At 50.5% G+C, this 23,493-nt stretch carries 22 protein-coding genes; 2 read left to right on the forward strand and 20 right to left on the reverse strand.

What is annotated here, in order from left to right:
• Nucleotides 1-82 precede the first annotated feature (82 nt).
• Entirely contained in the window at nucleotides 83-1,657 is a 1,575-nt protein-coding gene (locus LK536_RS32500) for a sodium:solute symporter family transporter (protein ID WP_227795033.1), read from the forward strand.
• 104 nt (nucleotides 1,658-1,761) lie between these two features.
• Here LK536_RS32500 and LK536_RS32505 read toward each other — a convergent pair whose 3' ends face one another.
• The 12 genes from LK536_RS32505 to LK536_RS32560 all read right to left on the reverse strand — a co-directional run bounded on the left by LK536_RS32505 (nucleotide 1,762) and on the right by LK536_RS32560 (nucleotide 13,568).
• Entirely contained in the window at nucleotides 1,762-2,790 is a 1,029-nt protein-coding gene (locus LK536_RS32505; protein WP_025482224.1) for a 2-dehydro-3-deoxygalactonokinase, read from the reverse strand.
• A 16-nt stretch (nucleotides 2,791-2,806) separates the two neighbouring features.
• Nucleotides 2,807-3,445 carry a bifunctional 4-hydroxy-2-oxoglutarate aldolase/2-dehydro-3-deoxy-phosphogluconate aldolase gene (locus tag LK536_RS32510; protein WP_227795034.1) on the reverse strand — a complete coding sequence of 213 codons (639 nt, stop codon included), beginning with the start codon at nucleotides 3,443-3,445 and terminating at the stop codon, nucleotides 2,807-2,809.
• Nucleotides 3,446-3,461: 16 nt separating this feature from the next.
• Nucleotides 3,462-4,277, reverse strand: coding sequence for a sugar phosphate isomerase/epimerase family protein (locus tag LK536_RS32515; protein WP_025482226.1), 816 nt, complete (start codon nucleotides 4,275-4,277; stop codon nucleotides 3,462-3,464).
• 36 nt (nucleotides 4,278-4,313) lie between these two features.
• A complete protein-coding gene (locus LK536_RS32520) occupies nucleotides 4,314-5,813 on the reverse strand; it encodes a UxaA family hydrolase (RefSeq protein ID WP_025482227.1) in 1,500 nt (499 codons plus the stop codon).
• Nucleotides 5,814-5,838: 25 nt separating this feature from the next.
• Nucleotides 5,839-7,113: a TRAP transporter large permease gene (locus LK536_RS32525; protein ID WP_025482228.1), complete on the reverse strand. Its 1,275-nt coding sequence runs from the start codon at nucleotides 7,111-7,113 to the stop codon at nucleotides 5,839-5,841.
• 3 nt (nucleotides 7,114-7,116) lie between these two features.
• Nucleotides 7,117-7,641: a TRAP transporter small permease gene (locus LK536_RS32530; RefSeq protein WP_025482229.1), complete on the reverse strand. Its 525-nt coding sequence runs from the start codon at nucleotides 7,639-7,641 to the stop codon at nucleotides 7,117-7,119.
• 95 nt (nucleotides 7,642-7,736) lie between these two features.
• Nucleotides 7,737-8,804 (reverse strand): DctP family TRAP transporter solute-binding subunit, encoded by a 1,068-nt coding sequence (locus LK536_RS32535; protein WP_227795035.1) that lies wholly within the window; start codon nucleotides 8,802-8,804, stop codon nucleotides 7,737-7,739.
• A 242-nt stretch (nucleotides 8,805-9,046) separates the two neighbouring features.
• Nucleotides 9,047-9,856, reverse strand: a complete 810-nt coding sequence (locus LK536_RS32540; RefSeq protein ID WP_227795036.1) for a sugar phosphate isomerase/epimerase family protein — start codon at nucleotides 9,854-9,856, stop codon at nucleotides 9,047-9,049.
• A 17-nt stretch (nucleotides 9,857-9,873) separates the two neighbouring features.
• Nucleotides 9,874-10,650 (reverse strand): SDR family NAD(P)-dependent oxidoreductase, encoded by a 777-nt coding sequence (locus tag LK536_RS32545; RefSeq protein WP_051400521.1) that lies wholly within the window; start codon nucleotides 10,648-10,650, stop codon nucleotides 9,874-9,876.
• A gap of 11 nt (nucleotides 10,651-10,661) precedes the next feature.
• Nucleotides 10,662-11,678, reverse strand: coding sequence for a zinc-binding alcohol dehydrogenase family protein (locus LK536_RS32550; protein ID WP_227795037.1), 1,017 nt, complete (start codon nucleotides 11,676-11,678; stop codon nucleotides 10,662-10,664).
• The gene (locus LK536_RS32555) at nucleotides 11,679-12,767 is read right to left on the reverse strand and encodes a mandelate racemase/muconate lactonizing enzyme family protein (RefSeq protein ID WP_025482233.1); all 1,089 of its coding nucleotides are present in this window, start codon (nucleotides 12,765-12,767) and stop codon (nucleotides 11,679-11,681) included.
• A 168-nt stretch (nucleotides 12,768-12,935) separates the two neighbouring features.
• Nucleotides 12,936-13,568, reverse strand: coding sequence for a GntR family transcriptional regulator (locus LK536_RS32560; protein ID WP_227795038.1), 633 nt, complete (start codon nucleotides 13,566-13,568; stop codon nucleotides 12,936-12,938).
• A 205-nt stretch (nucleotides 13,569-13,773) separates the two neighbouring features.
• Between LK536_RS32560 and LK536_RS32565 the strand changes: the two genes are divergently transcribed.
• Entirely contained in the window at nucleotides 13,774-14,493 is a 720-nt protein-coding gene (locus LK536_RS32565; RefSeq protein ID WP_227795039.1) for a hypothetical protein, read from the forward strand.
• A gap of 92 nt (nucleotides 14,494-14,585) precedes the next feature.
• Here the strand turns inward: LK536_RS32565 and LK536_RS32570 are convergent, their stop codons facing one another.
• The 8 genes from LK536_RS32570 to LK536_RS32605 all read right to left on the reverse strand — a co-directional run bounded on the left by LK536_RS32570 (nucleotide 14,586) and on the right by LK536_RS32605 (nucleotide 23,493).
• Nucleotides 14,586-15,374, reverse strand: coding sequence for an RnfABCDGE type electron transport complex subunit B (locus tag LK536_RS32570; RefSeq protein WP_008724915.1), 789 nt, complete (start codon nucleotides 15,372-15,374; stop codon nucleotides 14,586-14,588).
• Between the two features lie 16 nt (nucleotides 15,375-15,390).
• Entirely contained in the window at nucleotides 15,391-15,966 is a 576-nt protein-coding gene (gene rsxA / locus LK536_RS32575; RefSeq protein WP_008724912.1) for an electron transport complex subunit RsxA, read from the reverse strand.
• 12 nt (nucleotides 15,967-15,978) lie between these two features.
• Entirely contained in the window at nucleotides 15,979-16,770 is a 792-nt protein-coding gene (rsxE, locus tag LK536_RS32580; protein ID WP_008724911.1) for an electron transport complex subunit RsxE, read from the reverse strand.
• 11 nt (nucleotides 16,771-16,781) lie between these two features.
• Nucleotides 16,782-17,396: an RnfABCDGE type electron transport complex subunit G gene (locus tag LK536_RS32585; RefSeq protein WP_008724909.1), complete on the reverse strand. Its 615-nt coding sequence runs from the start codon at nucleotides 17,394-17,396 to the stop codon at nucleotides 16,782-16,784.
• A 2-nt stretch (nucleotides 17,397-17,398) separates the two neighbouring features.
• Nucleotides 17,399-18,334 (reverse strand): RnfABCDGE type electron transport complex subunit D, encoded by a 936-nt coding sequence (locus tag LK536_RS32590; protein WP_025482237.1) that lies wholly within the window; start codon nucleotides 18,332-18,334, stop codon nucleotides 17,399-17,401.
• A gap of 15 nt (nucleotides 18,335-18,349) precedes the next feature.
• On the reverse strand, nucleotides 18,350-19,675 hold the full coding sequence (gene rsxC, locus LK536_RS32595; RefSeq protein ID WP_008724905.1) for an electron transport complex subunit RsxC: 1,326 nt from the start codon (nucleotides 19,673-19,675) through the stop codon (nucleotides 18,350-18,352).
• Nucleotides 19,676-19,861: 186 nt separating this feature from the next.
• On the reverse strand, nucleotides 19,862-21,772 hold the full coding sequence (locus tag LK536_RS32600; RefSeq protein ID WP_227795040.1) for an ABC transporter ATP-binding protein: 1,911 nt from the start codon (nucleotides 21,770-21,772) through the stop codon (nucleotides 19,862-19,864).
• Nucleotides 21,769-23,493 (reverse strand): ABC transporter ATP-binding protein, encoded by a 1,725-nt coding sequence (locus LK536_RS32605; RefSeq protein ID WP_235712075.1) that lies wholly within the window; start codon nucleotides 23,491-23,493, stop codon nucleotides 21,769-21,771. Before LK536_RS32605 ends, LK536_RS32600 begins: the two co-directional genes overlap by 4 nt.

Raw genomic sequence — 23,493 nt, forward strand, 5'->3', positions numbered from 1 at the left:
TTTCCGCCTTTGCTCTGATACATTAAAGTTCAGAAGTTTTAATTAGTAAAGTAATAATAAAATACTCCCGGAGGTTAATAAAATGACAATCAAACTGCTGATGCTGATCATCTTCTTTTCCATTATGATTGGAGTCGGGTTCTATTCCAGGCGTCATGCCACCAATGTCAATGATTTTGTCCTTGGCGGCAGGGGGGTTGGGCCATGGCTTACCGCTTTTGCCTACGGCACATCCTATTTTTCCGCGGTTGTCTTCATCGGTTATGCCGGACAGTTCGGATGGAAATACGGCCTGTCCTCCACATGGATTGGGATTGGCAACGCCCTTATCGGAAGTCTTCTTGCATGGGTCGTACTGGGACGGCGCACCCGGGTCATGAGTAAACACCTGTCCTCCGCAACCATGCCAGAATTTTTCGGAAGCCGTTTTAACAGCCGGTGGCTTAAGATTGTGGCCTCTGTAATCATTTTCGTGTTCCTGATTCCCTATACTGCTTCCGTATACAATGGCCTGTCCCGCCTCTTCGGCATGGCCTTTGATATCCCCTACGGCGTCTGTGTGCTGGGCATGGCGGTCCTGACCGCCGTGTATGTCATCCTGGGCGGCTATATGGCCACTGCCATCAATGACTTCATCCAGGGTATCATCATGCTGGCCGGGATTACTGCCGTCATCCTCAGCGTGTTAAGCGGCCAGGGAGGGTTTACGGCCGCTGTCGGCAATCTGGCCAGGATTCCAAGCGAGGTGCCTCTCACAATGGGACAGCCCGGCGCCTATACCTCCTTTTTCGGGCCTGACCCCATGAACCTTCTGGGTGTCGTCATCCTGACTTCCCTGGGCACCTGGGGACTGCCGCAGATGATCCACAAGTTCTATACCATACGCAGTGAAAAGGCAATTGCGACCGGCACGGTCATTTCCACCATATTCGCCATCGTCATATCCGGGGGAAGCTATTTCCTGGGAGGATTCGGCCGTCTCTTTGACGGTCCGGCCATCTACAACGGTAATGGGGGCATTGCCTACGACACCATCATCCCGGCCATGCTTTCCGGCCTGCCAGATATCCTTATTGGCATTGTGGTAATGCTGGTGCTGTCCGCCTCCATGTCCACCCTGTCCTCCCTGGTACTCACCTCCAGCTCCACCCTCACCCTGGATTTCATCAAAGGAAACCTGGTAAAGGACATGAAGGACAGGACCCAGCTCATCCTGATGCAGGCCCTGATTGTGGTCTTCATCATCATCAGCGTTGTCCTGGCACTGGACCCGCCTGATTTCATCGCACAGCTTATGGGGATTTCCTGGGGCGCACTGGCCGGCGCATTCCTGGCGCCATTCCTGTACGGCCTATACTGGAAAAAGGTGACCCCGGCCGCTGTGTGGGCCAGCTTTGCAGCCGGCGTGGGCATCACGGTGTCCAATATGTTCCTTCATTATATTGAATCCCCCATCAACGCAGGTGCATTTGCCATGGTAGCCGGACTCATCATTGTCCCAATCGTGTCGCTACTCACCCCGGGGATGGAGCCTGCACATGTGGATAAGATATTTGCATGTTATGACGATCTGGTGGAGGCCACAAGCCGCAAGGTGCTGCCCGATGACAGGTCCTTTGACTCCCCGGCTTTCCAGAAAAAGAAGAAAAAACGTTAAGATATACCGATGGAATAAGCCTGGCAATACGCATTCAGACGCGTTAATTGCCAGGCTTATTCCATATCGCCCTTTCCAATATGATACTTCTGAGATTTACTGATTTAATTCGTGTCCCCGATTCCCGCAATGCGTAGAAGCCCACTGACAGAGAACGGCATATCCCTAACCGGGCTGACCGGAATCATATTGAATCCGGGATATTCCTTCAGGCAAAGTCCATGGTATATCTTTTGCTGAATCCTGTCCCCGGCAACTGCCAGCCTGATTACAGGTCTGCCATCCTGTCCCCTATGATTCCTGATTTCTTTAAAGCCAAAGGCTTCCGTTACCGCATCCATTACCCCTGTATTCAATACGCCTTCCAGGTAAGAGCGTCTCTGGTTCAGGGAAGCTTCTGTGAACAGATCTAAAATGCGAAGGATATACAATGCCCGGTTGAATCCATGGAGATGCGCATTGAAAGCCCCCAGACATACCATCCCTTCATCTATCTCCCATTCCTCTTCCCCGGTAATACTTGCCCCCAAAATAGTCTCGCAGACAACCGCCTTGAATAATTCACCTGTGATATTGGAAGATATATCCTTTATACATCCATCCTCCAGCAGTACGGCCTGGGTATGGCTTCCTGGCAGTATCAGGACAGCTGTTCCCTGTTCCAGGTCATGATTCCCACGCAGTACCCCAAATACCTCAATTTCTTCCCCGCGCATCATGTTGACCCTGTCCGCGGTTTCCGGAATGACCTGTGCATTATAAGGAACGGTTTTGATACCAGGGATGATTTCAAGCGTTCTTTTAAAGAACCGTTCCTCCTCATAACAGACAATTGAATCCCGCAGTTTTTTCCAATCCACCGGAACAGGAAGATGCTCAATTTCCACCAGCCCCGACGGGCAGGAAATCATTCCGGACAGATATATGTGGGCAATATCTTCATTATGTATATGGGAATCCTCCATCAGGACATCAAGCATGTTCCGCAGTTCCCTGACCAACACTGAATTATCCTGCATAAGAGCGGAATTCCTTGCGCCGATCTGCCGCTCCAGCCGCGCTGTAATCATACCATCTTTTATCAGATAAGCCCGGGTATTGGTTGTTCCTGAGTCATAATAAACAATATACATATGGTTTTCTGTCCTTTTATCTGATTTTTGCTGTATATGCCGCGGCAAGGTTTTCAATTCCCTTGTAATCCCCTGTTTCTATCATCTTCCGGTTCACTATATTCCCGCCGATTCCCACAGCGCATACACCGGCATCAAAAAAGTCAAGTATATTATCCAGGTCCACACCTCCCACCGCTGCCATGGGTATGTATGACAATGGTCCCTGCAGTGCCTTGATATAACCGGCACCCAGATTATCGGAGGGGAAAACTTTTACAATATCGGCTCCCCACCTGTAACACTGTTCGATTTCACTGGGTGTCATGGCTCCCGGCATTGCCACCATTCCCAGGGCCTTTGTCTCTTTTATCACATCCTCACGGGAAGTGGGGGTGATGATATATCCTGCGCCTGCCGCCTTAGCCGCCTGGACCTGCTGGATGGTGAGTACGGTCCCGGCCCCAACCAGCACCCGGCCGTCCGGGTATCTGTCAGCAACCGCCTTTATTTTATCTGTAGTATATGCCAGGGGTTGTCTCTGGTCAAATGGAACTTCCACAAGACTCAGGCCGCCTGCCGCTGCCGCATCCGCTGTCTTAAGTGTCTCCTCCAGTTTAAGGCCACGTATGATGGCAATTATCTTCTTCTCTAAAATCCGTTCCAATACATCCATCTTAACCTCCCTGCCTTTACAGCTCCCTCATGGACTGTACCCAGGCCGCCGTATCCTTCAATATAATATCCGCAGAAGGCTGGTTCAGGCACTCAAAGGAACAGTACTGGGAATATCCGGAATCCTTAACTGCCTTCAATATGGCTGCAAAATCAGTATGTCCATAGCCCGGGAACATCCGGTTGGAATCAGCCAGGTGCACATGCTGCAGCTTATTTCCCATAATATCAATGCTTCGCTTAAATCCGATATCCTCAATATTGGCGTGGAACAGATCCCATAGGATGCCTACACAATCTGGATTGCCAAGGTCATTCACAATAAAATCCATGGTGGCTTCTGCCGAATTAAGGAGGGCTGTTTCATAGCGGTTAATTGCCTCCAGGCAGAGGGTGACCCCCTTCTGGTCTGCATATGAAATAAGCGGCTTCATGGCCTCGCTTAAATCCCCCAGATCCTTATCCATGGTTTCCAGTGACCCCAGCCCCCGCATCAGCCCTATGGTAACCTTGCTGCCCAGGATCTTAGCCGCGTCAATGTGCTGCATGAACCGTTCCTGGGTCTTCTTCGTGATATCCGCGGGAACCCCGATCAGGGAAAGGCCCTCAAGCCCCCTGGCCTGGCCTGTGGAAAGGGTGGAACAGCCCAACCCCCTCTCATCCAGTTCTGCCTTCACCTTCCCCAGGTCAATATCCGAATAGCTGCTGATACACAGCTCTGCGCCGTCCAGGCGGCTCTGCTGCATCCAATCCAGCCCTTTCAGGTAATCCTCATGGGAGAAGGATGAAAATATAGTATCATATTGTAATGTAACGGTTGCGCTGAATTTCATATCAATCTATTCCTCCAATCAATTTATGTCCTGCTTTTACAGGGTTACCCCATCCCTGAAAATAGATATCTCCTGATATCCATATTGCTCATTTTTTGTCTGCCGATTACCGCTGGCCACTTCCAGCATAAAGCCAAACAGCTCCTCTGCGGTCTCTTCCAATCCAAGTCCGTCCAACACCTGTCCCCCATTGAAATCAATCCAATCCGGCTTTTTATGCGAAAGCGCCGTGTTTGAGGATATTTTAATGGTCGGCACCACCGCGCCAAAGGGATTGCCGTTTCCGGTGGTAAACAACACCAGATTTGCACCGCTGGCCGTGAGGTTGGTAACGGAAACCGCGTCATTCCCGCTTCCGGTCAGAAGGCTCAGCCCTGCCCTGCATACCTGGTCACCATAGTACAGAACATCCACCACAGGTGCAGACCCTCCCTTTTGGATATTACCCAGGGACTTATCCTCATCCGTGGATATCCCGCTGCGTATATTACCCGGACATGGGTTCCTGTCTATGGGCTGTCCGTAACGCATGAAGTATTCTTTGAAATTGTTTATAAGGCCCACTATTTCCTGGAATACTTCCTTGTCCTCCGCCCGTTCCATCAGACGGGCCTCCGCCCCAAACATCTCCGATACTTCCGTCAGTATGGCCTTGCCTCCACACCGTACCAGCCTGTCAGTAATCCTCCCGCAGAGCGGATTGGCCGACACCCCTGAAAATGCGTCGGAGCTGCCACATTTTAAGCCAATCTGTAAAAGGGACGCACTGAGTCTCTGACGTCTGAATCCAGCGGCATATCCGGCCAACTCATCTAAAAGCCTCATTCCCTCAGCATATTCGTCACCGCAATCCTGGGTCACCAGGAACTTTACCCTGTCAGGATCCACTTCACCTAATACGGGTTTAAAATACTCCAGGCAGTTATTCTCACAGCCCAGGCTGACCACCAGGACTGCCCCTGCGTTCGGATGGCAGATCAGGCCCTTTAACAGCTTCTGGGTAATCAGCATATCCTCCCCCAGCTGGCTGCACCCCGCATTATGTGTCAGGGCCTGTATTCCGTCCACCATGCCCCCATACCGTTCTTCCGCCTTCCGGGCAAGGATGCGAACCGTGCGGTTCACGCACCCGACTGTGGGTATGATCCAGATTTCATTTCTTGTACCGGCCCTTCCGTCTTCCCTCAGGTAACCGTCAAACCAGGCCTCTTCCTGCGGACAAAAGGCGGACCAGACATTGGGGAGCGGCCTGTACTCATAATCAATCAGGCCATCCAGATTTGTAACCACATTGTGTATATGGACATGTTCCCCCGGCTGTATCTCCCTGGCTGCCTTTCCTATGGGCAGACCGTACTTGATGACCTGCCCTCCTTTTTCAATCCGTTTTAAAGCAACTTTGTGCGCCGCTTCTATATCCTCTGTAATCCTGACCTGCATGTTCCCTGCCCGGTAAACCCCGGCGCCTTTCAGCCTGGTCAGCGCTATGGCCACATTGTCATCCGGATGTATCAGCAAAAGCTTATTGTCCTCCATCCTTCCTGCCCTCCCATCATGTACATCATCCCGCTCCATACATCAGGGACGGCAGCATAAGCGATATCTGCGGAATATATGTAATGAACTGCAGCAGGATATAGAACATGATGATAAATGGAACCGTAGCCTTGCATATGCGTTCAAAGGGAACACTGGATACCTTGGACAAAACATACAGCACCATGCCTACCGGAGGTGTCAGAAGGCCTATCATCAGATTCAGTATCATGATAATGCCAAAATGGACCGGGTCCACGCCCATGGCCGTGACAACCGGCAGGAATACCGGAGTCAGGATGATGATGGACGGGGTGGAATCCATGAACATCCCCACAAATACCAGGAACATATTGATTAACAGTAATGCGATGTATTTGTTGTTACAGTACATAAGGAACAGGTTGGCCACAAACTGGGGAAACCGTTCAAAAGAAAGGATCCAGCAGAAAATCGTTGCCCCGCACACAATCATCATGACCGTACAGGTTGTCTCGCTTGCCTCCTTAAGGGCCAGCACCAGTTTTTTAGGTGTCAGCGTATGGTAGAAGAATCCCAGGAAAATTGCATAGAAGGTTGCAATCATGGCCGCCTCGGTGGGTGTGAAGATACCTGCAAGGATACCGCCCAGGATGACCACCACGGTCAGCAGGGACAGAAATGCCCTTCTGAAGGAGTGTAAAAGAGCGCGGAACCCGCACCATCCTTCTTTCTCATAGCCCCGTTTCCTGCTTATAAGATATACCATGATACACATGGCCGTAGCCATGATGGCTCCCGGGACAGCCCCTGCTATAAACAGCCGTCCAATAGAAACAGATGCAACCGTACCGTATACAACCGCTGGAACACTGGGCGGGATGATTGGCCCAACCAGCGAGGAAGCCCCCGTAACCGCAAGTGAAAAATCATCGTCGTAACCAGCGTCATGCATGGCTTTCAGTTCAATGGCCCCAAGGCCGCCCGCATCTGCAATCGCCGCCCCGGACATTCCTGCGAAAACAACGGATGCCAGGATGTTGGCATGGGCCAGGCCTCCTGTAATATGCCCCACCAGCTTCCCACAGAAGTCAAAGATGCGGTCTGTCACCTCGCCGCTGTTCATCAGGTTGCCCGCCAGGATAAAGCCAGGCACTGCCAGAAGGGTAAAGGTATTGGCGCCTTCGGTAAGGCGCTGCACCAGCATGATTAACGCCATGTCATTGGTTACAAAATATAAAGTACCGCTGCACAGAAGACAGAATGCAATCGGGCATCCCAATATCATCAGCACCAAGAAACTTATCAGTAATACAGCCATCTCCTACTCTCCTTCCTGTTTCATATAACGGGCCTGATAGCCTTCCCAGTCCAAAGCGGCAAAAAGGAAGTCCACAAACCATTGTATGGCTATCATCAGGATTCCTACTGGTGCCGCTATATACTCAATCCCCAAACTGACCCCCAGTGTAACTGCTTTCAGTTTACTCTGCTTCATGAATATCTCACAGGCATGCGGAAACAGATAGAAGCAGGTAATGGAAATCAACAGGCTGATGGCAATCTGCAATCCATGGATTACAGGCGCCGGAAAACGGTTTACCAGGGCAGTCATGCGTACATGGATATGTCCTCTGCCACACCATGCGGAACCTAGCAAAGCCAGCCATACAAACATATATCTTGCCAGTTCCTCGGACCAGGTCAGCGGCTTCCCAAAAATATATCTGGATATGACCTGGGCCAGCAGGACCAGACACATGGCAGCCATCAGCCCGATGATAAAATACTCATTCATCTTGTTAAATTTGTCATAAATCCTGTTAATTCGGTTCATTATTGCTTTCAACTTATATCCTCCTGACACATTTTCCTGATATGTAATTCCCCCAATTATCGTATCCGTTACAATAACCGGGGGAATCTGCCATCATTTATCCGCTATTACTTGTTATAGGATTGTGCAACTGCCAGCCAATCACCCCAGGTATCGGCATATTTCTCATAAATATCCTGGACATTTTCCTTGAACGCATCCTTGTTAACCTCAATTACGTTCATGCCCTTCTCTTTCATCGTGTCTACCAGGCCGGCTTCCTGGTCCTCAATTGCCTGGGTAATGGATTCACAGCTCTCGTATACACAGTTCTGCACGATTTCCTGCAGGTCTGCCGGCATACTCTGCCATACCTTTTCATCCATTGTATAGGTGACGGCTGCAATGACATGGTCGGTCATCAGCAGATTATCGCACACTTCGTAAAACGCATTGGCATCAATGGTTGGAAGCGGGTTCTCCTGTCCATCGACAACGCCCTGCTGGATGCCCATATACACCTCGCCAAGAGACATGACAGTAGGGGTTGCCCCTAAGGCAGCGCCATATGCCATGGCCATCTCTGAGTCCGGCACACGAAGTTTGCATCCCTTTAAACCAGATGGTTCTGTGGCAGGGAACCCTTTGACAGTCACCTCCCTGGAGCCATAATAATACATGCCTAACACCCTCAGGTTACTGGACTCTGCCAAACCATCATAAAGCTTCTGTACTTCATCACTATTGGCAAAAGCAGTCATGGCATCCCCGTCATTGAATACATAGGGGGCGTCAAACAGTGAAAACGCAGGGTCATATTTGGACAGTTCGGACGGTCCGCACATTGTAAAATCACAGGTACCTGCTCCCATGGAAATGGAGGAAGTCACATCGCTTTCCTTACCCAGCTGCTCTCCTGAATAAACAGTCACCTTTACATGTCCATCCGTTGCTTTTTCCACTGCATCTGCAAATGCATAATACCCCTTACAGGCCACATGGTCCTCAGCCAGATTCGTGGCCAGCTTCAGTTCGTAATTATCCCAGCTGCCGGATGCCCCTTCACCTGCGCCCTGTCCCTGAGTACCTGAAGGTGCTGCCGTTGTTGCTGCTGTCGTAGCTGCCGCTCCCCCGCCGCATGCTGTCAGTGAAACTGCTGAAATAAGCGCCATTGAAATTCCCAATACTTTTTTCATATTTGCTCTCCTTTTTTAGATGATGCAGTGATATAAAACTTAAATACTATTGATATATCACAGTTTTTATATGTGATATTATACATATATATCACAATAAAATCAATAGTTTTTATCTAACTTTTTAATAATTTTAATTTGTCAGCCGGAAAACGTTAATTATTTCACACATTTCATCCGTCAATCCCCGTATTCTTGTATTATTCTTCCAATTTTTCGTTTTTTCTGTATCCTTCATGGATTCACTGGCATAAGGGCTTAATCACCTCCAGGGAACGCCTGGCTGCTGTTTCCGGATCAGGGTACTGAAACGACTCCAGGGCCACTGCTCCCCTGTATCCAATCTCCTGCAATGCCCGGAACGTGGATTCAAAATCATAATGGGCATGACCCGGATACCATCTGTCGCTGTCCGCTACATGTATATGCCCAACCTTCCCTCCCGCCCTGCGGATACTGTCCGCGCAGTCAGGTTCCTCTATGTTCATGTGGAATGTATCAAGGTGCAGCAAAAGGTTATCTGAGCCAAGGGCATGCAGCAGCCCCAGCCCCTCGTCCACCGTATTCAGCCAGTCGCTTTCAAAACGGTCAATGACCTCAAACACCAGGTTCACCCCCAGCCGTCCAGCCTCCCTGATACAGGCTTCCATCCCGTCATTAAAGTAATCCATATAGTGTCCCGGATCCGCACAGTCCTTTTTCTGACCCTTTATCAGGCCAATAATCACCACTGCCCCGGTTTCTGCCCCAAACCGGATATGGCCTGTCATACGCCGCACTGCCTCCTTGCGTTTTTCCGGAAACGGACTGGTCAGGAATATCCCCTGCTGGCTGTAAGACGGACCAGTGCCTATGGATGTAAGGGAAATGCCATGGGATTTCAGCGATAGGATAAGCGCCCTTTTATCCACTGCATCTGAATCCAGCAGATGCAGTTCAATGCCGTCATATCCCCACTGTGACGCACAGGCGATACCATGTTCTAAATTACCGTGAATGACCAAAGGGGTACTCCATCCGGCCCGCTCAACCGCTGTTATGGAAGTGTTCATCTTATAATTCCTCCGCATTAAAATCCATGGGACGTGGCCCCGCCATCCACGGTAAAATCATGGCCCGTAAGATAAGTGGATGCTCCGGATAAAAGGAACAGCATCATATAGCCAATCTCCACCGGCCTTCCGAACCTGGGAAGCATGGGTTTACTGAGCGCTGCCGCCTTGCGGTCAGGATTCTGTCCGAACATCCCCTCATTCAGTTTTGTCAGGAACCATCCCGGCGCCACACTGTTAACCAATATATTATCATTTTTCCACTCTTCCGCCAGCCCCCGGGTCAGTCCGAGGATACCTGATTTGGTCATATCATAAGGAAGTACCTCTGTAAAACCCATATATGCAGCCATGGAGGAAATGGAGATGACCCGTCCGATATACTCTGATTCCTTTAAATACGGATAGCAGATTTTGGCCATCATGAGAGGTGTCTTCAGGTTGATATCGAGAATTTTATCCAGCCGCTCCTCAGGAAAATCCTCTGCCCTGCATTTAAATGTGATTCCAGCATTGTTTATCAGGAAATCAAGATGCCCTTCTTTTGCCGCAACCTCCCCTACTTCTCTTTTTACTTTGTCATGATCCGTCACATCGCATATTACATCAATCAGGCTTCCATCACGGATTATTTCCTCATTGGAATGAGGCGCAATGTCAAAATTATACACTGTGGCCCCTGCATCCGTCAGTACCTTTGCCTGTCCCAGCCCTAATCCCCGGCTGGCTCCGGTAATGATGCCCACATGACCAGTCAGATCAAACAGATCTGCAACATATTCCTGTGAAGTCATTTCATCCCCTCCTAAAACGTAATTATCACCTTACAGGCCCCGCTGTTTTTATCCATGGCTGTTTCAAATGCCTTTTTGGCTTCCTCCACAGGAAACACATGGGTAACAAGCCTGTCAATCCTGTCCCTGCGCCCCGGAAGGCTTTCCACCACCTCTTTAAATTTGCTGTTCTGGTTGCGGGTTCCTGCAATAATCAGCTCATTCTTGTTTACCAGCCTGAAATTAATAGGTACCGGCTCGGGTGTGAACGTAAGAGGGACCAGGCGTCCATGGGGACTCAAAAGTTCCACTGAAAGACTGGTCAGGGCCGGGACGCCGCTTGTCTCAAATACCACATTCACGCCTTTTCCATCCGTGATATCCATCACAGCCTCCCTCAAATCCTGCCGGCCTGGATTGATGGTATGTTTTGCACCAAAGTTCTTTGCGATTTCAAGCCTTGCCTCATTTACCTCGCTGACAATGACGGTTGCACCAAGGCTCTCCGCCATGTCACAGATAATCATCCCAATGGGTCCTGCGCCATGGACCAGCACCAGATCTCCCGGCATGGTGCCAGCCTGGGCATTGGCCTGGGCGCCTATGGTATATGGCTCTGCCGTGGCTGCCTGGACAGGTGTAAGCGCCGGGTCATATTTATAAAGCTGCCGGCTTTCAACTACCATATATTCTTCCATCACACCGTCTGCATGGACACCGGCTACCACAATATCCGGGCAGCAGTTATACCGTCCATTGCGGCAGGCATAGCAGGTATTACAGCCATGTATGGGTTCAATGATGACAGGATCCCCGGCTTTTAAGCCCGTGACATCATCCCCTGTCTTCTCAACAATGCCGCATCCCTCATGTCCGATGATACGTGGATAGGTGGCATAGGCATGGGTTCCATGGAAAATATGTATGTCACTTCCGCAGATACCTGCCGCGGTTATCTTCACCAGCACCTGTGTACTGCTCTGGATCTGCGGCATTTCCTTTTCAATTACTTCCAGTTTACCTGGCTCTGATACATATACTGCTTTCATCTACCTAACCTCCTCCAATGCTTCTTCTTTAAATCTGAATCCCCAGCCTGCGCCTTCCCTTGGGTAAGCATATCCGTCCTCAATCCGCATGGTATTGTCGATGATTCCGTCAATCCAGTCAAAGGATTCCGCGCCATAGGGCCTTGCAACAGTGCACAGCAGGGGAACATCATAATCCTTGTAATAGTGCGGAAGTACCGGCAGCTGGTAAGCGGATGCCAATGCCGCGGAATTGCGCCACTCTTCCACGCCGCCTAAACGGATCAGGTCAGGCTGCCATAAGTCCAGGGCATTTCTTGCAATCAGGTTTTTCAATGCCTCACAGTCATACTCACGTTCCCCCATGGCCAGGGCAATGCCGCATTTCTGCCTGAGCAGTTCATATCCTGCAAAGTCCGTATGGGGTACGGGTTCTTCAAACCATTGGAGTCCGATACCCTTTGCCTGCTCTGACAGTTCAAGGGCGTCCACCACATCCATGCCCTGGTTGGCATCCATCATGATTTTCACACGGCTCCCAAGCCTTTCACGGCAGATACTTAACCGGTGCAGATCCCGTTCAATCCCGTCAGGATGCCCCACTTTAATTTTGACAGCGGTAAATCCACGGCTCTTGTAATCCAGCACCTCATCCAACAGTTCCTCATCCGTATAACTGATCCATCCGCCGCTTCCGTATACCGGAACCCTGTTCTGGTTACAGCCCAGCAGTTTGTGGACAGGCTGTCCGATGCAATGTCCCCATGCATCCCACATTGCAACGTTAAATGCGGCAACCGCACAGGTATTCAGTCCTGTATTGCCAAAATACTCTGCCTCCATATCCCACTCTTTTTTGGCAAGGACGGTCTGGTATACATGGTATTCCCTGTCAAGAATGAAGCTGCAGCAGTCCTTTAATGCTCCCTCAATGGCGCCTGGTGAGTAATGGAACGAAAGAAGATAACCCTGTCCCTTCACTCCGTCTGCGGTCTCCACCTCCGCCACATAAAAAGCAATCTTACTGATTGTGTGGGTGGAATCAGCAATGGGTTTCGTAATCTTGGATACGGCCCGGTAAATCCTTGCTTTCTTGATTTTTGTGTCCATAGTTCCTCCTTATATTTTATTGATATTTATATAATATATATATTATATCTAACTGATATATCTGATATGATAAATATTTACCATATCACCCGGATATAATCCTTTCGGTTCTACCCAAGTGATATGGTTGTCCCATCTTTATCCTGAAGTGTGTTTTAAGGCACTGGGTTAACGGAAACTGCGGATTGTCCTCTCCTTGGACTGCTCCAGATGGATGGCCAGTGTCCTCTCCAGTTCTTCCCTGTCCCCCTCTAAAAGCGCATCCAGGATTGCCACATGTTCTTCTGTGGTCCTGTCATCCATGGCATCGGCGCGGGAACACGCAATCCTCAGGCGCTGGTTCTGGTCATATATATTCCTCATCATCCTGCGCATATAACGGTTGGGGCATCCTGCCATGATATAGCTGTGCAGCTCCGTGTCCAGGTCTATGTAGTATCTTCTAAGCTGCTCCCCCTTTAGGTCCGGATCCGGTTCCAAAAAGCGGCGCCGCATATCCCTTAGCCAGTTCTTATCAATCTGATGCATGGAACTTACAACCATCTCAGGTTCAATCAGGCGGCGGACCTGATAAATATCCTCTATCAAATCCTGTGTGACATCTGTTATGATGGTGCCTTTTCTGGGATAGACATATACAAAATCCTCTTTCTCCAGGCGCAGGATTGCCTCCCTTACCGGGGTCCTGCTGATATTCAGTTCCTTCTGAAGCTTATCCTCGGACAAATCACTCATAGGCGGATATTCGCCACTTATTATCTTTTCTTTTATATAATCGTATGCACTATCTGTTTTTCCCAAAATCGTTCTCCATTTCCCTCAATCTGATATACCGTTTCCCGGAAGTCTGGAACAAAAATATTCCTCTGTCTGCTCATACAAAAAGAAAAAGCAACAGATATATCAGTTGCCTACATAATAACATTTTCTTTGCATTTTTTCAATATCTATTATATAATATTTTCAAATTATTTTCTATCTTTTTTTATTTCATGGAGGATTGCTTATGGACTATCTTAACACTCTGACAAATGGGGATATCCTTACCATCTGTCTGATCATCTTTGCCTGCATACTTATCTTTCCCCGGTTAATCCGCATGCGGAGGATAAAAAAGGAAATCTACCATAAAATAAGGTGCGGGGAAACCATTGCCCCGGAGGATTTATCCGAAAAGCAAAAACCATTCCATACCCACAACGGCACTTCAAAAGAAATTGAGGAACTGCTGGTAAAGCTGAAAAGCCATGCCTTCAAACATGGGATGAAAATCATTTTCCCAGGAAGCTTCCAATATAAAGACACCATCAGCCCAACTACCATGATCCTGGCCGGCAGTTTTGGCCTGCTTCTGATCCGCTGTTATGGTTTTGGCGGACATGTCTATACAAAAGGCAGTCCGGTCCGCTGGGTGCAGGACATGAATCAATCCATCAAGGAAATCCCCAATCCAGAGGATTCCATGGAACAGGAAAAAAGGCTTATGGAGTCAGCCCTTATGGATAGTCCTTATGAAAACATCCCCATATATGCCGCCTCTGTATTTACCCGTCATAACCTGATACTCAGCGTTCCAAAAGACTGCCTTGTCTTTAACCGCAGCGGCTTCATGGAGTGGCTTAAAACAGAACCTGATTTCCAGGCTGATAACCAGGTCCCTGTTAAAGAAATCAGTGATTATCTGGTAGGTATGGTCAAAGCAAAAGCTGCTTCTGCCAGCACATAAAATCAGATATGTCCATAATCCCATCCCATACAAAAAGGCGGTCCATCGGTATCACACCGGCAGACCGCCTTTCATACTGCATATTAAATTCCTTACTGAATCACCTTAACCGGGCACTTCTCTGCGCACTTGCCGCAGTTGGTACATTTCTCATAATCAATCACTGCCAGGTTATCCTCCATATGGATGGCGTCAAACTCACACTGCTTTGTACACAGGGTGCAGCCGATACAGCCGGATTCACATACGGACTTCACATCCTTGCCCTTGGCATGGGAACTGCACTGTACCAGATGCCCTGCCTTGTAGGGAACCAGCTCAATCAGGTGGTTGGGACAGGAGGACACGCACTTGCCGCAGGCAACGCACTTCTCCTTGTCAACCACTGCCACGCCGTCCACCACATGGATGGCGTCAAAGGCGCAGGCCTTTACACAGGAGCCGTACCCCATACATCCGTAGGTACATGCTTTCTCACCTGCCCCAGGCACCACCGATACTTTCTTACAGTCATCCACGCCATAGTAGTTGTACTGCACTTTTGTCTTATCGCATGTGCCTTTACATTTGACAAATGCAACCTTCTTCTCAGCAGAGCCGCCGGCAACGCCCATGATGGCCCCAATCTTTTCTGCTGTGGAAGCGCCGCCCACCGGACATGCGCCTACGTCTGCCTGGCCTGCCGCAATGGCCTTTGCCAGGGCGTCACATCCCGCATAGCCGCAGCCGCCGCAGTTATTGCCGGGCAGTTCGTTGCGGACCAGGATTTCCTTTTCATCTACTTCTACTTTGAACTTCTCGCTGGCAATGCCCAGGAAGATACCGATTAGGATACCGAGGATACCTACCACTGCTGCCGCTATAATAATACCTGTTACCATTTTCCTTCTCCTCCTTCTAAATTAATCCGGAAAATCCGAAAAATGCGATTGCCATAAGACCTGAGGTAATCAGAACAATGGGTGACCCCTGGAAGGAATATGGTACGTCATTATGCTCAATCTTCTCGCGGACACCAGCTAACATGACAATAGCAATGGTAAAACCAACGGAGATACCGATACCGTTTACAACGCTCTGTACGAAGTTATAAGACTTCTGCACATTGGTAAGAGCCACACCCAGAACCGCACAGTTGGTGGTAATCAGAGGCAGGTACACGCCCAGGGCCTCATACAGTGACGGCATGGATTTCTTTAAGAACATCTCCACGAACTGGACCAGGGCCGCAATGACCAGGATAAATACAATGGTCTGCAGATATTCCAGGTGCAGGTTCACAAGGATACCGGTGTAAACCAGGCTGGTCACAGCGGATGCAATGGTAATGACGAATATAACCGCCGCACCCATGCCGGCTGAGGTCTCCACCTTCTTTGAAACACCGAGGAATGGACAAAGTCCTAAGAACTGGCTCAAAACAACGTTATTGACCAGAGCGGAACCAATGGCAATTAATAATAATTCTTTCATCTATCCACCCTCCTAATTCTCTTTCTTGGAAGTAGCTGACTTAAGCTCTGCTTCCTTCTTAGCTACGGCTGCCTTCCTGGCTTCCAGTGCCTTCTCCTCTGCCTGACGCTTCCTGGTCTCCAGGACTTCATGGTTGGACATGCAGGAGGAACCGGAACATTCCATACAGTTGCCGCCGCAGGCCAGCTTGGACTGTGGCACGGAACCGTTGGTTGCAGACGGCGCCTTGAACTTGTTCTGAAGGGCTGTCAGGATTGCCAGCACAAAGAATGCGCCAGGAGCCAGTACAAAGATGGCGATATGGTAATCCTCAGGGATGACCACGTTGCCGAACACGGCGCCGGAACCAAGGATTTCACGGACAACACCGATACAGGTAAGGGCGATGGTAAAGCCCAGTCCCATGCCGATACCGTCAAATGTTGATATGACAGGCCCGTTCTTGGACGCATAGGACTCTGCACGGCCAAGGATGATACAGTTAACCACTATCAATGGGATATAGATACCCAGGGCAGCGTAAAGGCTCGGCACATAGGCCTGAAGCAGCAGCTGCACGATGGTAACCAGGGAAGCCACGATAACGATGTAGGCCGGAATACGCACACGGTCCGGTATAATCTTACGAAGGGCTGAAATTATCATGTTGGAAAAAAGTAAAACCACGGTGGTGGAAAGTCCCATACCAAGACCGTTGACCGCTGATGTGGTGACGGCCAGGGTCGGACACATACCAAGCATCAGGACGAAGGTAGGGTTTTCTTTCACAATACCGTTATATAAACGTTCTGAACAGTTATTCATCATCCCACCTCCTATTCATTGACACAGTTATGCAGATAATATAAGGCTGCATTGACTGCGTTGGTTGTTGCATTGCTGGTAATGGTGGCGCCGCTGATTGCATTAATCTGGGTGTCATCTGCATTACCTGACTTGGTGACACTTAAGGACTGGGCATTCTTGCCGGTAAACTGGTCCTTGAACGCCGGTTCCTTGGCCTTAAGACCCAGGCCCGGGGTGTCGTTGATTTCCAGGAACTCGATTCCCGTGATGGTGCCGTCATCCTTAAGGCCCACGGACAGCTTCACCACCCCGCCGTAACTGTCATTGGAAAGGGAGGTGACCACAAATCCCAGTTCATTGCCGGATGCGTCCACTGCCTTTAACACATTCTCCACTTCCACCCCGCCGAAATCCATGCCTGCCAGGTCTGCATTGCAGCCCTCGATGGCAGCTGTCAGGGCTTCGTCGGTCTCAAAGGTCTCAGCCTCGTTAAACACAGCCTTATACGCCTTATTGTTGGCCGCGATGGTGGCCATTGCAATGGGTTCCTTTGTCACCTGGTATACGCCGCCAAGAAGGCAGCCGGAAACCAGTGTGATGGCAAAAAGGATGGCCGCGTCTTTCATAAATCCTGCTTTACTCATAATTACCTGCCCTCCTTTCCAAATGCCTTGGGAAGGGTAATCTTTTCAATCAGCGGCACAAGGATGTTGCTGATGATGATTGCATAGGAAACGCCTTCCGCGGAACCGCCGAAGATACGGAACAGTCCGGTCAGTACGCCTAAAAGGATACCGAATACAATCTGCCCCTTTGGTGTGATCGGGCTGGTCACATAGTCGGTGGCCATAAAGAACGCGCCGAAGATAAGACCGCCGCCGCACAGATGGGCCAGGATATAATTCACATCGAATCCATGTCCGCCAAAAAGGGCTGCAAATACAACAACCGTCAATATGTATGCCGCCGGAATACGGATGGAGATTACCTTCTTGACCAGAAGATAGGCAGCGCCTACAAGCAGGGCGATGACGGATACCTCTCCGATGGTTCCCGGGATGTTGCCCACGAACATGGCAGGGATATCCACTGTCCCGCCGCTCTTAAGCACGGCCAGGGGCGTTGCGCCGGAGATGCCGTCAAAGCCGCTGTAGCTGAAGTTGGTCATCTTGCCTGCAAAGGATATCAGGAGGAAGCATCTTGCCGCCAGGGCCGGGTTCATGAAGTTCTGTCCCAGGCCGCCATACAGCTGCTTAACCACGATGATGGCAAATATGCCGCCCAGGGCCGGTATCCATACCGGGATTTCCGGAGGCATGTTCAGCGCCAGGATCATACCTGTTACCAGGGCGCTGCAGTCATATAAGGTGTTGGGCTTCTTCATCAGCTTCTCATATACGTACTCGCTGAGCATACAGGCCGCAACCGTGACAATCAATACTAATAATGCATGTAAGCCGAAATGATATACGCCGAACGCAGATGCAGGCAACATGGCAATGGCCACATCCAGCATGATGCTGTGGGTGGTCTCATGGCTTCTCACATGCGGGGATGATGATACATTTAATAATTTAGTCATTTCTTATGTCCCCTCCTACCCTTTCTTCCTGCGGTTAGCCGCAACCGTCTTACGCATTTCCTTAAATGCCTGTGTGAGCGGACGCTTAGCCGGACATACATAGGTACAGCTTCCGCATTCCATACATTCCATACCGTTTAATTTCTCAAAGGTGTCACAGTCATCCCTGAGGGCTGCCTGCATCATCATCACGGGAATGATATGGCTTGGACATACGCTGACGCACTTGCCGCAGCGTATGCATGCAGAAGGCTCCATCTCTGCCACCTGGTCCTTTGTGAAGCAGGTCAGGGCGGATGAAGTCTTGCTTACCGGTATATCAAGGCCAAACAGCGCCTGTCCCATCATGGGACCTCCGGATATGATTTTCTCCGGCTCTGTCTTAAAACCGCCGGCTGCTTCTAACAGTTCCTGGTAATTAGTTCCCAGTTTCACGCTAAAGTTCCTGGGGTCTGTCACTGCATCGCCGGTAACGGTAATGATCTTGCGCATCAGAGGGGTTCTTTTGCACACTGCCATGTAGATGGCAATCACGGTGTCGATGTTGTCCACAATACATCCTGCGTCGGCCGGAAGCATGGAAGAGTTGACCTTCCTTCCTGTGACCGCATAAATCAGGGAACGCTCGCCGCCCTGAGGATACTTGGTAAGAAGGGGACAAACAGTGATACGCGGCTCGTCCTTAACAAGTTCCGTTAAGATCTTAATGGCCTCGGGCTTATTGTTTTCAATGCCGATTACGCCCTTTGCATTGTCGAACAGCTGCAGGATGACCTTTAAGCCGCCCACGATCTTCTCCGGCTCCTCAAGCATCATGCGGTAATCGCTGGTAAGGTACGGTTCGCACTCCGCGCCGTTTACAAGTATGTACTCAATGGCGTTCTCGTCCTTGGGGGTCAGCTTCACATGCGTGGGGAAACCTGCCCCGCCCAGGCCTACGATACCTGCTTCTTTTACAATACTACGGATTTCTTCCTTGGAAAGCGTGGACGGATCCCTGTCCTCCCCCACTCCCTCGATTGTCTTATATTCCCCATCATTTTCCACGATAATGGAGGGTACCATTGCTCCGTTTGCCATACGTCTCGGCTCAATGGCTTTCACTGTTCCTGATACGGAAGCAATGACATTGGCTGATATGAAACCGCCTGCTTCTCCAATCTTCTGGCCTGCCAGTACATGGTCCCCTTTTGCCACCAACGGCTTTGCAGGTGCACCGATATGCTGTGACATAGGATACACCAAATCGCCCTTTGGCATCAGAACCTGTACCGGTTTGTTCTCTGACAGCTCTTTTCCCTCATACGGATGGATGCCGCCTATAAAAGTCGCCAAACCCATGGATTCTCTCCCTCTTTCTTTCATAATATTCCTTTGGCGGCAATGCCGCCGGTAAAACGCCGGAATACGGGAAGAGCTGCCTGGTCCCTTCCCGAATTCACCAACTTAGTATAGCATAAATATACATTGTATACAATACAGAATTTAATCGTTATTTTTTTAATTTATATGTTAATTTCATGGCAATTAATCCAGTTCTTTCATGCCCGTGTACAATTCATAGTACCGTCCCTTCATGGCCAGGAGTTCATCATGGCTTCCCCGTTCAATGATTTCCCCCTGTTCCAGGACCATGATGGCATTGGCCCCCCGGACCGTGGACAGTCGGTGGGCAATGACGAAGGTGGTGCGGTCAGCCATAAGCCGGTCCATGCCGTGTTCAATATGCTTTTCCGTCCTGGTATCCACGGAGCTGGTGGCCTCATCCATTATGAGCACCGGAGCCTTGGAGATGGCTGCCCTGGCTATATTAAGCAGCTGCCTCTGTCCCTGGCTTAAATTGGCCCCGTCCCCTTCCAGCATGGTATCGTATCCATGGGGAAGGCGCATGATGAAGGAGTGGGCGGAGGCAGTCTTTGCCGCCTGGATTACCTCTTCGTCCGTGGCGTCCAGCCTGCCGTAACGTATATTCTCCATGACAGTGCCTGTAAACAGATGGGTGTCCTGGAGCACCATGGCAATGTTCCTTCGCAGCTCATCCCTCTTCATGTGACGTATGTCCGCCCCGTCAATGGTGATGGCGCCTGACTGTATATCATAGAAGCGGTTGAGCAGGTTGGTGATGGTGGTCTTACCGGCCCCTGTGGAACCCACAAAGGCAATCTTCTGTCCCGGTTCGGCATAAAGGTTAATATCCTTAAGGATTATCTTATCCGGCTCATATCCAAAGGTCACATGGTCAAGGACCACATGGCCTTCCATGGGATTAAGGACCACCGCATCCTGGTGGTCGGCCGGTTCCGGCTCCTGATCCATGACCGCAAATACCCGCTCCGCTCCTGCCAGGGCCGAGAACACGTTGCTCACCTGCATGGAAATCTCGTTAATGGGACGTGAAAACTGTCTGGAAAAGTTGAGGAATACCGTAAGCCCTCCCACGTCAAATCCCCTGAGCACACACAGCAGCCCGCCGATACAGGCTGTCAGCGAATAGTTAATCTGACTTAGATTGCCCATGACCGGCCCCATGATACCGCCAAAAAACTGGGCGCGGATCTGGTTATTCCTCAAGTCCTGGTTTAAGATCCTAAATTCCTCCTTTGCCGTGTCCTCATGGCAGAACACCTTAACCACCTTCTGTCCGGTCACGGTTTCTTCTATATAACCATTCACAGCGCCCAGGGAGGTCTGCTGGGCCGTAAAATACTTCTGGCTCCGTCCTGCCACCGCCCCGCCCGCCTTCATCATGAGCGGGATAAGGACCAGGGTAATCAGGGTCAGTATGACATTGGTATAAAGCATCAGCGCCAGGGTGCCCACGATACTTAGTGCGCCGGAAAACAGCTGGACCAGGGTGCTGCTGAGCATCTGCCCGATGGTATCCACGTCATTGGTAAAACGGCTCATCAGGTCACCGTTGGAATTGGTATCATAGAAACGGACCGGAAGCTTCTGCATTTTCCCGAATAAATCATTACGGATCTTCTGCAGGGCATTCTGGGCAACAGTCAGCATGACCCTGGCCTGGGCGTAGTTTGCAATGACCCCCACCACGAAGATGACGGCCAGGACCGCTAAGGCCCTGAACAGTCCTGACGGATTGCCCGGGCTGCCGTCAAGGGGCGCGATGAAGGTATTGATGATGGGCCGCAGCATATAGGATCCGGCCAGGGTAGCCGCCGTATTCACGATGACGCAGAAAAATGCAAGCATCATCTTAGGTTTATCCTCGTTCAGATAATGCATGAGACGTCCTATGGTCCGTCCGCTGTTGCGGGGCATCCGTTTTCCCATGGAAGCCATCCTGGCAGCTCCGTGGCGGCCTCCCATAGGCCCCCGCCTGGGAGCCGCCGCAGGAGTGCGCCCATACCGCCGTTTTAAGCTTTCAATCCTATGCTGCTCTGTTTTATCCTGCGCAATTGTTTCTTTTCCGCTCATGACGCACTCACCTCCTCTGTTTCCCGGTCCCTCTGGGAATAATAGATTTCCTGGTATGCTTCGCAGTCCTTAAGCAGCTCTTCATGGGTGCCCTGGCCGATGATCCTTCCATCGTCCAGCACCAAAATCAGGTCCGCCTCTTCCACTGAGCCGATTCTCTGGGCGATGATGATCTTAGTGGTATCCTTTAAGGTGGTGCGGAAACATTCCCTGATTTTCGCCTCGGTGGCAGTGTCAACGGCGCTGGTGCTGTCATCCAGTATGAGGATTTTCGGACGTTTCAGCAATGCCCTTGCGATACAGAGCCTCTGCTTCTGTCCGCCGGATACATTAACGCCGCCCTGCCCCATATCGGTATCATATCCATGGGTGAAGGAGGTGACAAAGCCGTCTGCCTGGGCGCTTGCCGCCATTTCCCGTATCTCCTCCGGTGTGGCATCCTCCTTGCCCCAGCGCAGGTTCTCTTCTATGGTCCCGGAGAACAGGACATTCTTCTGCAGCACCATGCCCACGCCTTCGCGCAGGTTCTTAAGGGAATATTCCCTTACATCCACCCCGTCCACAAGGACCTGGCCCTTCGTGGCATCGTAAAGCCTTGGGATTATCTGCACCAGGGAGGTCTTGCCGCTGCCCGTGGAACCGATGATGCCAATAGTCTGCCCTGGCCTGGCTGTAAAGCATATGTCCTCCAGGACCAGTTCCTCCCCGCTGCCCGAATAGCTGAAATCCACATGCCGGAATTCCACCCTGCCCTCTGTCACCTGAAGGTCCTTGTGGGACGCATGATCATCCGTCAGGTCAATCTGTGTGTCCATGACCTCATTCACGCGCTTCACGCTTGCCATGGCCCTGGAACTCTGGAGGAACACCATGGAAAGCATCATCAGGGACATGAGGATCTGTACGATATAGGTTGTAAATGCAGTCAGGTTGCCCACCGGCATATCCCCTGCAATGATGATATTTCCCCCATACCACACCACGGCCAGGGTGGTGATGTTCATGGCCAGCATCATGACGGGCATGGTTGCAATGACAATCTTCATGGCATTGAGGCTGGACTCCTTAAGGTCCTGGTTCATTTCCCTGAATTTATTTTCCTCAAAATCCTCCCTGACAAAGGACTTGATCACACGCACATTGGTCAGCGCCTCCTGGATGCCGGAGTTGAGGCGGTCCAGCTTTTTCTGCATGATGGTAAACCTGGGAAATGCCGTCCGCAGGATAAGGGCAATGGCAAGACTCAAAAGTGGGATGACCACCAGTATGACAATGGCCAGCCTGGCGTTCATGATGAATGCCATGATGAGCGCACCCACGAACATCCCCGGGGCGCGGAGCATCAGGCGCAGCCCCATCATGACCACATTCTGGATCTGCTGGATGTCATTGGTCAGTCTTGTGACCAGGGAGCCGGTTGAATAATTGTCGATGTTCTTAAAGGAAAACTCCTGTACCTTGGCAAACAGGTCCTCCCTTAAATCGCTTGTAAAACAGATGGATGCCTTGGCCGAGAAATAGGCGCCGCCGATTCCCCCTAAAGCCATCACGAAGGTGGTAAGCACCATGACGATACCGATGGTCATGATATAACGGATATCCCGTCCCGCGACCCCATTGTTAATGATAAGGGACATGAGCTTTGGCAGCATGATTTCCCCGACTACCTCCGTGAGCATCAGCAGGGGGCCTATGATAAAGGCGCTGAGATAGGGAGTCAT

The sequence above is a fragment of the Clostridium pacaense genome, assembly GCF_020709765.2.
Lineage (GTDB): Bacteria > Bacillota > Clostridia > Lachnospirales > Lachnospiraceae > Enterocloster > Enterocloster hominis.